This window comes from uncultured Corynebacterium sp., from assembly GCF_947253065.1.
Classification (GTDB): domain Bacteria; phylum Actinomycetota; class Actinomycetes; order Mycobacteriales; family Mycobacteriaceae; genus Corynebacterium.
The window spans coordinates 1-10569 of the sequence record NZ_CAMXWS010000047.1 but is presented as its reverse complement, the minus strand read 5'-3'; the positions used below and the strand labels follow the sequence as shown (position 1 = coordinate 10569).

Below are 10569 nucleotides of genomic sequence, written 5' to 3'. Positions count from 1 at the left end.
TGCCGGCAAAGGTTGCTCACATTGAGTACGACCCGAACCGCACCGCTAACATCGCCCTGCTGCACTACGCAGACGGCGAGAAGCGCTACATCATCGCGCCGAAGGGTCTGACCCAGGGCACGATCGTTGAGGCAGGACCGAACGCCGACATCAAGGTCGGCAACAACCTGCCGCTGCGCAACATCCCGACTGGTACGACGATCCACGCTGTGGAGCTCAAGCCGGGCGCTGGCGCCAAGCTTGCACGTTCCGCTGGTGCGTCCATCCAGCTGCTGGGTAAGGAAGGCTCCTACGCTGTTCTGCGTATGCCGTCTTCTGAAATCCGCCGCGTGGACATCCGTTGCCGCGCAACCGTTGGTGAGGTTGGCAACGCTGACCAGATCAACATCCGTTGGGGCAAGGCCGGCCGTATGCGCTGGAAGGGCTGGAGGCCCACTGTCCGCGGTGTTGTCATGAACCCGGTCGACCACCCGCACGGTGGTGGTGAGGGTAAGACTTCTGGTGGCCGTCACCCGGTTTCCCCGTGGGGCCAGAAGGAAGGCCGTACCCGCAACCCGAACCGTTATTCCAACAACATGATCGTGCGCCGTCGTCGCCCGAACAAGAAGCGTTAAGAGGAGGTAACTTCATATGCCACGCAGCCTGAAGAAAGGCCCGTTCGTCGACGAGCACCTCCTCAACAAGGTGGACGCTCAGAACGAGGCTGGCACCAAGCAGGTCATCAAGACCTGGTCTCGCCGCTCGACCATTCTCCCCGATTTCATCGGCCACACCTTCGCTGTCCACGATGGACGCAAGCACGTGCCGGTGTTCGTGGACGAGTCCATGGTCGGCCACAAGCTCGGCGAGTTCGCACCGACCAAGACCTTCAAGGGTCACGTTAAGGAAGAGAAGGGGCGTCGATAGATCATGAGCGACACCATCACCTCCGCACGCGCGACCGCTAAGTACGTGCGTACGTCCCAGATGAAGGCGAACCGCGTCCTGGACCTTGTCCGCGGCAAGACCGTGTCCGAGGCCCTGGCCATCCTGAAGTACGCGCCGCAGGCCGTTTCCACCCAGGTGGCAAAGGTCGTCGCGTCCGCCGCAGCCAACGCTGAGAACAACTTCGGCCTGGACCCGCGCACCCTGGTCATCTCCGAGGCTTACGCCAACGAGGGCCCGACCATGCGCCGCTACCAGCCGCGTGCTCAGGGCCGCGCATTCCAGATCCGTAAGCGCACCTGCCACATCACCGTGGTAGTGGAAAGCCAGAAGGAGGCTTAAACAATGGGTCAGAAAATTCACCCGCACGGCCTCCGGCTGGGTATCACTTCCGACTGGAAGTCCCACTGGTACGCCGACAAGTCCTACTCCGACTACGTCGCTGAGGACATCAAGATCCGCGAATTCCTGAAGAACAACCTCGAGCGCGCCGGCATCGCCGACGTTGTCATCGAGCGCACCCGTGACCGCGTCCGCGTGGACATCCACACGGCACGTCCGGGCATCGTGATCGGCCGCCGTGGTGCTGAGGCAGACCGTATCCGTCGTGAGCTGGAGAAGCTCACCGGCAAGATGGTCGCCCTCAACATCCTCGAGGTCAAGAACGTCGACGCGAGCGCTGCACTCGTTGCACAGTCTGTGGCTGAGCAGCTGGTCAACCGCGTCGCATTCCGCCGCGCAATGCGCAAGGCAATCCAGTCCGCAATGCGTCAGCCACAGGTCAAGGGCATCAAGATTCAGTGCTCTGGCCGTCTCGGTGGCGCTGAAATGTCCCGCGTCGAGCGCTACCACGAAGGCCGCGTTCCCCTGCACACCCTCCGCGCTGAGATCGACTACGGTCTCGCCGAGGCAGACACCACCTTCGGCATCATCGGTGTCAAGGTATGGATCTACAAGGGTGACGTTGTCGGCGGTGTCCGCGAGTCCGAGCTGAACGCTCCGGGCAACGACCGCCGTGGCCGCGATCGTCGCCCGCGCCGTGGTGGCCAGCGCCGCCAGCGCGCCGAACAGCAGAATAAGGAGGGCTAAGACACATGCTTATCCCTAAGCGCGTTAAGTTCCGCCGTCAGCACCGTCCGGGCCGTTCCGGCGTGTCCAAGGGCGGAAACACCATCAACTTTGGTGACTACGCTCTGCAGGCTCTCGAGCCGGCGTACATCACCAACCGCCAGATCGAGTCCGCTCGTATTGCCATCAACCGCCACGTCAAGCGTGGTGGCAAGGTGTGGATCAACATCTTCCCGGACCGTCCGTTGACCCAGAAGCCGCTCGGCGTGCGTATGGGTTCCGGTAAGGGCCCGGTGGAGAAGTGGGTGGCCAACGTCAAGCCTGGCCGCATCCTGTTTGAGATGTCCTACCCGAACGAGGCAGTGGCTCAGGAGGCTCTGCGCCGTGCAGGTGCGAAGCTTCCCTGCAAGACCCGCGTTATCTCGAAGGAGGACCTGTTCTAATGGCAGTTGGAACCCCCGCACACGAGTTCCGTGAGCTGAATGATTCTGAGCTCAACGATCGTCTGTCCGCAGCCAAGGAAGAGCTGTTCAACCTGCGCTTCCAGCTGGCCACTGGGCAGCTGACCAACAACCGTCGTATCTCGGCGGTCAAGCGCGACATCGCACGCATCTACACCGTGCTGCGCGAGCGTGAGCTTGGTCTGTCCACCGTCCCTGGTGCTGAAGGAGCGAACTAATGGCTGACAACACCACCGCACAGGCCCCGAAGGAAAAGGGTCTGCAGAAGCGTCGTCGCGGTTATGTCGTGTCCGACAAGATGGACAAGACCATCGTTGTCGAGCTCGAGGACCGCAAGTCCCACGCGCTGTACGGCAAGATTGTCCGTACCACCAAGCGCGTGAAGGCACACGACGAGGAGAACACCGCTGGTATCGGTGACCTTGTCCGCATTGAGGAGACGCGTCCGCTGTCTAAGGACAAGCACTTCCGTCTCGTCGAGATCATCGAGAAGGCTCGTTAAGCACAAGTCGCTTATCGACGAATCTCTCACCCCGTCCCTCCACCCGTCCTTCTTGGATCGGGGGAAGGACGGGGTCTTTTGTGCTGTTCATCCTTAAACTGGCTCCCATGTTCCGGAAGATTGTCGTCTTGGTGGCGGTGCTGTCTACCTTCGCTCTCGGTGGATGCTTTGCTGAAGCGTCGTCGCAGCATCGACTCAAGGAATTGTCGGCGTGGGTTGATACCCAGCCTGCCTTGGATAGTCTGAGTGTGTCGCGGGTGAAGGAGATGGGGCCTTTCGGGAGCACGCTTTCTGACACTCTTCAGGCGCAAGGCGCGCTGCATGTGACAAGCGTTGTCGAATTCGCTACTGCCTTGGATCAGCTGAACGCTAAGTTCGATGAGCTTCCGTTTAGAGAACACCGATTCTTGAAGGTCGACGTCAAGGCTGATATCCAGGGGACGGAGTTCACGTGGGAAGGGTTCAGGTGGGAGCCTGGATGGCGAGAGAGGTTGACAGAACTTCTTGACCTTTTCGCAGCCCCTGAGGTTCGCACTGTGAATGTCCAGCATGACGACGCAGTCCTCTGGGTCACAGCGGAAAGGGACTTTCAGGTCAGCGACGATGATGCGCGCGCATACCGTGACAGGGTGTTCCACTACTTAGACGACACGAAGGCCACGGAACTAATCGATTCGTTTGGATTCCCACTGCTTCACCCCACCGAGCCAGTTGGACCTCGTGGGTCTGGAGCTGCTCCTCCTTCGCTTCGTCTCTCGAGGTTCCCCCAGGGGTATGTAGCCACAGCAGCTTTCGCGGAGAAGGTAGACGCCGCAATCCCCTATGCGGTGCGAAGTGTGTGGAGTAATGAGAATTCGTATTCATGGAAGTTTCTCACCGAGGATGAGTACGACGAAGAAGTGATGAAGCAGCTCAAGGAGTTGCTCTCACAGCCGGAAGTCGGCAGCCCCATCAAAGTCGAGATCGCAAGCCGCACGAGGATTCTGGGAACTGTGGATATGCGACCAACGCCAGAGAAGCTTCCTAAACATCCAGGGAAGTGGCAGGAGGACATGGAGCGAGTGTTTTTTGGTTGAAACCCACCCCTACACTGGCTGTCATGTTCCGGAAAATCACTGCCGTCGTGGCCGCGTTAGCTAGCCTTGCTCTCGCTGGTTGTGTGTCATCAAAGATCACGCGTGAACTCGCCCCGGAACTTTCGCAGTGGGCAGCTACTCAACCCGCGCTTGTTGATCTGAAGTTTTCAGCTGCCCTGGCAGGCGGTATCCCGACCAACAACATTGACGTGGTCGGCGACGTGCATGTGGGCAGTGTGGCTGAGTTCTTTTCCGCTTTGGATCAGCTCTACGCCACGCTGGCGGAGATGCCTGATGGGGATCGTCTCGGCTTGGACCTGAACGTCAACGCCGACATTGAGGGCACCCCGTTTACCTGGAAAGGGCGTAATTGGAAGCCGGGCCGGGATAAGGAACTAACAGCGGTTTTCGAGCCTTTCGCCGCGCCCGAGATACGTACGGTTTTGATCGATGATTTCTCACGCGGCTTACGGGCCGAGGTTTATCGTGATCGTGAGACCAGCGACGAGGACGCGCATGCCTACCGTGACACAGTGCTCCGCCACCTGGACGACGTGCACCCGGCCGGCAGCATCGAACTGGTCGGATTCCCGCTGGCGCGCCCCACGCTTTCTGAAGAGGAAGGCCCCTCCAGTCGCATCTCTCCGGTGCTTCGCCTCTCAGAGTTCCCCCAAGGCTATGCCGCCACCTCTGCTTTCGCGGATAAGGTGGATGCCGCAACCCCCTATGCGGTGCGATCCGTTTGGAGCTTTGAAGGTTTCTACCACTGGGAGTTTTACACCGAGGGGGATTATGACGAGGCAGCGATGAAGCAGCTGAAGTCCGTGCTTTCCAGCTCAGCAGCCGGCGACCCGGTCGGGGTGCAGATTAAAGGGCCGGACGGCCGCCTGGGCGAGGCAATTGTTGGGGCACCAATGGATGAACAACCTGAGGACACCGGGCCATGGGGTGCCCGCATGGTTCACCTTTTCGCTGATTAAACTGCTCGGTATGGCGCTTTTCCAGCGGTTACGGGCGACTCTCACCCAATTCCACGCGGACCGTCCTGCCGGTGCGGATGAGGACGTGCACATGTGCACAGCCATCGTGGACCACGGAATCAACACGTACTCAGCGCCGGGTGATCTGGTGTTTGACCCCTTCGCTGGCTTCGGCACGACTCTGTCCCGCGCCGTAACGCTCGGCCGCCGCGCAGCGGGCATTGAGCTCCTCCCAGATCGCGCGGCCCAGATCCAGGCAGCCGTGCCAGAAGCAAGTATCGTCATCGGTGATGCGCGCCGCACCCTGCCGCAGCTAGCTTCCGCGGAGCTGCGCCCCGCTGTCGACCTGATTCTTACTTCCCCGCCCTATATGGCCGCAACGGAGACGGATACAGATCCGCTCGAAGCCTATGAACGGGGAAGTGGGGACTATCAGCGCTACCTCGCTGAGCTCAACGCCGTGGCGCGTCAATGCTCGTGCCTCATACGTCCCGGCGGTCACGTGGTGTGGAATGTTGGCGACATCCACCATGCCGGTGCACTCACCCCGCTTATCGACGACTGCACCGCCCTACTCGCCGAACACCTCGAGCAGGTAAGCGTTACCGACATCGAGTGGGACGAGTATCCGCACGACATCACTCGCGATGCTCTGTTTGTGTTCCAACGTGGAAGAACTGGTTACTGACTGGGAAGCGCTGAGTACTTCGAGTAAAAGATCGCTCCCCAGGAGCCGGATGGGCCTGCCGGTCCAACGAATAGGGGCAGTTCAGGGTGTGGAGGTCCGGCGGTTCTGTCTTTTAGGATGGTGGGCATGATGCGGAAGGTCATTGCTGGCGTTGTTAGTGCGGTTGTTCTAGCGCTTTCTGGCTGTGTGGACCCGACTGCAGAAGAGCAGGAGGCGTTGGCACAGTGGGCGGCCACGGACCCAGTGTTTGAGGGACTGACGTTCTCCTCGGTGATTGCGGGCGGCATTCCATCCAGCACGATCGCGGTGAGTGGTTCCGTGAACGTGGACGATGCCCCCGAGTTCGTGGCTGCCTTGGTCACGCTGCATGAAAAGGGGGAGGAGCTCAATCAGGAGATGACTTCGCATGTGCACGCTGATCTGGATGGGACGGCTTTCAAATGGCAGGGCCCGTTCCCAACGGCGGAATTCGGAGCAAAATCTGGAGAGCAATTGGCGCCGTTTGCAGCACCCGAGGTGGCAGAGGTCTCCATCTCGGCTTCGAGTTCGGATAGGGGACTGGACGTGATGGTGTGGAGGGAGACGTCGATAAGCGATAGCGCGGCGCGTGAATTCCGGGACCATGTGTTCGGGCATCTTGACATGCACGAGCGCGACACTTTCACCCTGCGTGGTTTTCCGCTGCACAAGCCCGCGCGGCTGGACGGCATAGCTGACTGGGATGATCTCGCCCCGAACCTCCAGCTGCGCCCGCAAGGTGCGAGACTGAGTGCCCTCGTTGAACAGGCAGAACGCGTTGATGCCGCAACTTCCCTTTACCTGTACAACGCAGGAAATATCGGTCCGCTGAGCGTGTGGTACTTCTACGCCGACGGCGAATACGACCCCGCTGAGCTGGATCCGGTCAAAGAAATCCTGTCGCAATCCGTCGACGGCAAAGCCGCCAACCTGATTGTTGAAGGACCTGACGGAGAAATTGAGCAGACAACCGTAGGTGACTAGTGCATTCGATGCGTGGACTTAAGCGCCCGCGGCGACGGCGATGCGTTCGGTGAAACGAACATAGTCATCGCGGATCTCCTCTAAGGGCGCGACCACGGTTGTCTCCGACATCGCAGCAATTTCTTTGCGCAGCGCTGTGCGCGTACGTCGCTTGATATTGCTACCGACGATCCCGCCAACCCCCGCCGACATCAACCCGATGACCACGCCGGTGAGGATTCCCACCATGATGAGCAGAGTGGGAATGGGCCATCCCTCAACGTCCGGAACGAGGTCATCGCCTAAAAGCGGGGTGAGAATTCCCGGAACGAGCGCTACGATGAGATACCACAACGCGCCCACCAGCGCCGCGACAAAAGCAAGCCATTGGATGAAGGTGAGCACACCCCATCCCTTTGAGGGCTCTGCCGGGAGTTTCGTCCGTGTCACAGCAACATCGAGTTCGGCCGGCACACTTACAGCCACATCATCAGCACGGTCGAACACAGCTCCGGCCCACTGTGGTGGCAAACCTTCCGCAATCGTGGCCGCGTACTCGCGAACACCCTTGTTGGCCACAGCCTTTAAAGCAGCGTCCAATTCAGGCAGGGATGAGCGGTGAACCCCAACACTATCTGGTTCTTCGCGCAGCCCCAGTCGTTTTAAGGGGTCAGGCCGGAAACGCGCCATCCAGGAAACAACGGGCCAACCGGTGCGCTGGAAAAGCCGCTTGCGGTAGGCAGCCGCGGTGGTGTTGGCCAGACGGTCTGCACCTACAGCGTGGTTCAAGGCCTTATCTAGTTCACGTTTTGCGCGTTTGTCCGGGGTGTTTGTCTTGGTGCCGTCGACAAATTCATCAGTGACGGACACAATGTCTGCCTCAATCCTGGCGGATTGGGCCGAGTGTGCACGGGCGACGCGGGCGATGGCTGCCCTAACATCGCCAATACCTGCACCGGTGAGCGTGGATGTGGGCAGAACAGAGACATGTGTGAGGCCATCGGAGCGAAGCAGCTGCGCATAAGACTGTGCAACGGTGGAAACGTTCGCCGAACCCAACAAGTCTGATTTATTTAGAACAGCAAGGGTGACCGCGGAGTGATTGGCATGCGGTTGGATGAACTGTTCATGGATGACGCTATCGGCGTACTTCTCTGGGTCGGAGACCCACACGAGTACATCCACTTGCCCTGCAAGTCGGGTGGCGATCTCCCTGTTAGACAGCTCCACTGAGTCGAAGTCTGGGAGGTCCAATAAGATCAAAGGCCCAGCACCGGGAGCGAATTCACCGGGGCGTGTCCTACGGTCTTCCACCTCAAGCCAGTCGAGCAACTCCTCTGAACCGGCAGGTTCCCAGACCGCTGCCAGCGGTGAGGAGGTCGTTGGGCGGCGTGCAGCAGCCTTGCCTAGATCCTCCCCAACAACAGCGTTGAACAAAGACGTCTTACCGGAGCCCGTTGCCCCGAAGAACCCGACGACGGTGTGCTCTGCTGACAGTGCACGGCGCTCCGCGCCCGCGCGTGCAACTTTTTCCAACCTTTCCTTTTGTGCGGGGGAGAGGTACGGTGCACCAATCTCGGCAGCATCTTCTAAAGCGGTCAGGCGCTCACCGAGGGGCGTGCTGCGTTTAAACAATGCCATCGGTTTCTCCTTCCGGCTGTTGCGCGGGGCGCTGGAAGCCGCCACGGAGTTGGGTGAACAGATCACGCAAGGGGCCACGTTGAGCAGATTCCGCCAGATGCGTGGTGGCATCACTGTCGTGACTGTCGTGGTCGGTCTGGGCGGCAGGTGTCAGTGCGCGCGATGGGGCAGTGGTCCCGGTTAGCTCAGGGAAGCGGCCAGCAACAGCGGTGCGGGCAGCGCTGACAGCTTCCTGTAGTTCGTCTGCCGGAGTACCTTCAACCAAGGGGTCAGTGACGGGGTAGAAGCGTGCGCGTTCGCGTTGCAGGAGCTCATAGAGGCGCTCATTCAAATCATTCCGGGCATCAGTGGCCATGCGGCGCACAGTGTCTTCGCCGAAGATTGTTTCCAAAAGCTTCTGGCCGAGCACAGCTGATCCGCCAGCGATGGCCACTTCGGAGCCCGTGATTCCCGCTGTGGAAGCAAACACGACGAGCATGAGTGCCACGGTGAGGACATTCAAACCAAACGACATGGCTCGGGCACGCTGCCGTTTCGCCCCGGCGGTTTCCTGGATGTGAGCGAGCAACGCGCCCTGCCATTCTCTCACGAGTGCCGCAGCCTGGGCATCAATGTCCTCGCTGGATCGTGCTAAAGTCGGATCAGCGGCAGCACGAAGATCTGGGGCAACTGCCCCGATGTGAGACCACGAGCGGGCGGCTGCAGTATCGGCGGCATCAACGATGACGGCATGTAGGCCAGATTCCAGTTCTGTTTCCACTTCGCGCAACGGGGCGGGCTCGCCACTGAAGAAGCTACCCACCTTATCCATGGCGTTGGAAAACCAGCGTTCGAAGCCACGGGTCACATCGGAGGTGCCCACAACGTCCTGCCAGCGGTTCATCACCTCGGTGCGTAGCAGCTTGCCGTCGGAGGTGGCATCGATGACGTGGGAATGGGCGGCCGAGTACTGTTCACTGATCGCGGTGTCGAGTTGGGAGGCGAAGGCTTCTTGGCGGGAACGGGCCTGTACCACAGCGTCGATACGCGAAAGGGCCCCGACGATGGCTCCCGCGACAGTTTTTCCTGCGACGGCACGGCGCGCGACGGAATCTTCAGCGAGACGGGTGAGATACGTGCGCACATCAGCGACAAGTTCATCGCCGAGGAATTCGTCGTCCTTGCCAGCATCATCGCTGCCCAGACCGGGAACGAAGGGGACGGTGAACACGGTGGCCCCACCCAGCCCTGCCTCATCCATCATGCGGCGCAAGTCATCGGGAACGGTTGCTGCCGCAGATTCATCAAGCCGATTGAGCACCACGACAACCTCGATGCCCCTTCCGGCAGCATCATGCAAAAAGTTCCACACAAGCTGATCCGCGTAGCGGGCCGGGGTGGTGACAAAGACCCACAGATCTGCAGCGGCCAACAGTTGTGATGCCAGCGCGCGATTCCGATCGTCGATTGAGTCAAAGTCCGGCGCATCCAACAGCGCTAAGCCGGCTGGAATGTTGGTGGTGGGAACAATCCGCAGTGTGGTGGATTGTTCATCCCCTGCGCCATGGGACCGTGCCAGACCAGGAAGGACCTGTGGCGAATTGAACCAATCAGCGTCATCTGGGTGAGCAACCAGCACCGGCTGGCGGGTAGTAGGGCGTATTACGCCCGGGTTGGATACGCGTTCACGCAATATCGCGTTAACCAGGGTTGATTTGCCGGAACCCGTGGACCCGCCTATCACCGCCAGTAGCGGGGCGTCCAGGTTGGCCAGCCGCGGTAAGACGTAGTCATCCAGCTGGTTCACAATTGCACGGGCATCATCAGCTGCGTCATCCAGCCGGGTTGCGGCGAGAGCGTCGCGCACCCCGTGCACAGCATCGAGCATGTCAGGCGTAGAGGACTTCACCTGATCCATTCTGGCAGATTGGATAGTGGGCAGCTGAGCACAGTCTGGGTTTAAGGAAAAGACATGAAGATTCGTCGTTTCATTGCCACTGCCGTGGCCGCTACTGCCATCACCGCATTCAGCTCCTAAATAGCCAGAAACCACACCATCCCTTAAGGCCTGCTCCGGGCCTGGGGGAATGATGTTTTCTTTTCTCGAGGAAGGATCCGCGAGACCAGCCCAGATTTGGGTTCAGCGGAGTAAACATGGTTAAATACCACAGTTGTCTCACGCTGGTCGTAGCTGACGCGCGTTTCCGAGCTGATGCTGCGAGACCCTTCGACGGTGGGTTCCACTGTTCGTCGATAAGCGAAAAGGCAC

At 59.9% G+C, this 10569-nt stretch carries 13 protein-coding genes; 11 read left to right on the top strand and 2 right to left on the bottom strand.

What is annotated here, in order from left to right:
* From rplB to Q0X21_RS09185, 11 genes are all read left to right on the top strand, one after another.
* The coding region (rplB, locus tag Q0X21_RS09235) for a 50S ribosomal protein L2 (protein WP_297851591.1) at positions 1 to 614 on the top strand (614 nt) is incomplete at its 5' end.
* A gap of 16 nt (positions 615 to 630) precedes the next feature.
* Positions 631 to 906: a 30S ribosomal protein S19 gene (gene rpsS, locus Q0X21_RS09230; RefSeq protein ID WP_034664270.1), complete on the top strand. Its 276-nt coding sequence runs from the start codon at positions 631 to 633 to the stop codon at positions 904 to 906.
* Between the two features lie 3 nt (positions 907 to 909).
* On the top strand, positions 910 to 1266 hold the full coding sequence (rplV, locus tag Q0X21_RS09225) for a 50S ribosomal protein L22 (RefSeq protein ID WP_034664268.1): 357 nt from the start codon (positions 910 to 912) through the stop codon (positions 1264 to 1266).
* A 3-nt stretch (positions 1267 to 1269) separates the two neighbouring features.
* Positions 1270 to 2013 carry a 30S ribosomal protein S3 gene (rpsC, locus tag Q0X21_RS09220; protein ID WP_102724001.1) on the top strand — a complete coding sequence of 248 codons (744 nt, stop codon included), beginning with the start codon at positions 1270 to 1272 and terminating at the stop codon, positions 2011 to 2013.
* A 5-nt stretch (positions 2014 to 2018) separates the two neighbouring features.
* Positions 2019 to 2435, top strand: coding sequence for a 50S ribosomal protein L16 (rplP, locus tag Q0X21_RS09215; RefSeq protein ID WP_034664264.1), 417 nt, complete (start codon positions 2019 to 2021; stop codon positions 2433 to 2435).
* The gene (gene rpmC, locus Q0X21_RS09210) at positions 2435 to 2671 is read left to right on the top strand and encodes a 50S ribosomal protein L29 (RefSeq protein ID WP_034664262.1); all 237 of its coding nucleotides are present in this window, start codon (positions 2435 to 2437) and stop codon (positions 2669 to 2671) included. Before rplP ends, rpmC begins: the two co-directional genes overlap by 1 nt.
* Positions 2671 to 2955, top strand: a complete 285-nt coding sequence (rpsQ, locus tag Q0X21_RS09205) for a 30S ribosomal protein S17 (RefSeq protein WP_034664260.1) — start codon at positions 2671 to 2673, stop codon at positions 2953 to 2955. The genes rpmC and rpsQ overlap by 1 nt, the downstream gene beginning before the upstream one ends.
* A gap of 107 nt (positions 2956 to 3062) precedes the next feature.
* A complete protein-coding gene (locus Q0X21_RS09200; protein WP_297851590.1) occupies positions 3063 to 4031 on the top strand; it encodes a hypothetical protein in 969 nt (322 codons plus the stop codon).
* Positions 4032 to 4054: 23 nt separating this feature from the next.
* Positions 4055 to 5011, top strand: coding sequence for a hypothetical protein (locus Q0X21_RS09195; protein WP_297851589.1), 957 nt, complete (start codon positions 4055 to 4057; stop codon positions 5009 to 5011).
* Between the two features lie 10 nt (positions 5012 to 5021).
* Positions 5022 to 5699 (top strand): DNA methyltransferase, encoded by a 678-nt coding sequence (locus Q0X21_RS09190; protein WP_297851588.1) that lies wholly within the window; start codon positions 5022 to 5024, stop codon positions 5697 to 5699.
* 126 nt (positions 5700 to 5825) lie between these two features.
* Positions 5826 to 6701, top strand: a complete 876-nt coding sequence (locus tag Q0X21_RS09185; RefSeq protein WP_297851587.1) for a hypothetical protein — start codon at positions 5826 to 5828, stop codon at positions 6699 to 6701.
* A gap of 18 nt (positions 6702 to 6719) precedes the next feature.
* Here Q0X21_RS09185 and Q0X21_RS09180 read toward each other — a convergent pair whose 3' ends face one another.
* Complete coding sequence (locus Q0X21_RS09180) at positions 6720 to 8321, bottom strand: GTPase (protein WP_297851586.1); 1602 nt, start codon at positions 8319 to 8321, stop codon at positions 6720 to 6722.
* A complete protein-coding gene (locus tag Q0X21_RS09175) occupies positions 8308 to 10218 on the bottom strand; it encodes a GTPase domain-containing protein (RefSeq protein WP_297851585.1) in 1911 nt (636 codons plus the stop codon). The genes Q0X21_RS09180 and Q0X21_RS09175 overlap by 14 nt, the downstream gene beginning before the upstream one ends.
* Positions 10219 to 10569: the final 351 nt, after the last annotated feature.

What these genes read in the sequence shown, in the direction of transcription:
- rpsS (WP_034664270.1), top strand. Translation starts at nt 631, where the DNA reads ATGCCACGCAGCCTGAAGAAAGGCCCGTTCGTCGACGAGCACCTCCTC.
- rplV (WP_034664268.1), top strand. Translation starts at nt 910, where the DNA reads ATGAGCGACACCATCACCTCCGCACGCGCGACCGCTAAGTACGTGCGT.
- rpsC (WP_102724001.1), top strand. Translation starts at nt 1,270, where the DNA reads ATGGGTCAGAAAATTCACCCGCACGGCCTCCGGCTGGGTATCACTTCC.
- rplP (WP_034664264.1), top strand. Translation starts at nt 2,019, where the DNA reads ATGCTTATCCCTAAGCGCGTTAAGTTCCGCCGTCAGCACCGTCCGGGC.
- rpmC (WP_034664262.1), top strand. Translation starts at nt 2,435, where the DNA reads ATGGCAGTTGGAACCCCCGCACACGAGTTCCGTGAGCTGAATGATTCT.
- rpsQ (WP_034664260.1), top strand. Translation starts at nt 2,671, where the DNA reads ATGGCTGACAACACCACCGCACAGGCCCCGAAGGAAAAGGGTCTGCAG.
- Q0X21_RS09200 (WP_297851590.1), top strand. Translation starts at nt 3,063, where the DNA reads ATGTTCCGGAAGATTGTCGTCTTGGTGGCGGTGCTGTCTACCTTCGCT.
- Q0X21_RS09195 (WP_297851589.1), top strand. Translation starts at nt 4,055, where the DNA reads ATGTTCCGGAAAATCACTGCCGTCGTGGCCGCGTTAGCTAGCCTTGCT.
- Q0X21_RS09190 (WP_297851588.1), top strand. Translation starts at nt 5,022, where the DNA reads ATGGCGCTTTTCCAGCGGTTACGGGCGACTCTCACCCAATTCCACGCG.
- Q0X21_RS09185 (WP_297851587.1), top strand. Translation starts at nt 5,826, where the DNA reads ATGATGCGGAAGGTCATTGCTGGCGTTGTTAGTGCGGTTGTTCTAGCG.
- Q0X21_RS09180 (WP_297851586.1), bottom strand. Translation starts at nt 8,321, where the DNA reads ATGGCATTGTTTAAACGCAGCACGCCCCTCGGTGAGCGCCTGACCGCT.
- Q0X21_RS09175 (WP_297851585.1), bottom strand. Translation starts at nt 10,218, where the DNA reads ATGGATCAGGTGAAGTCCTCTACGCCTGACATGCTCGATGCTGTGCAC.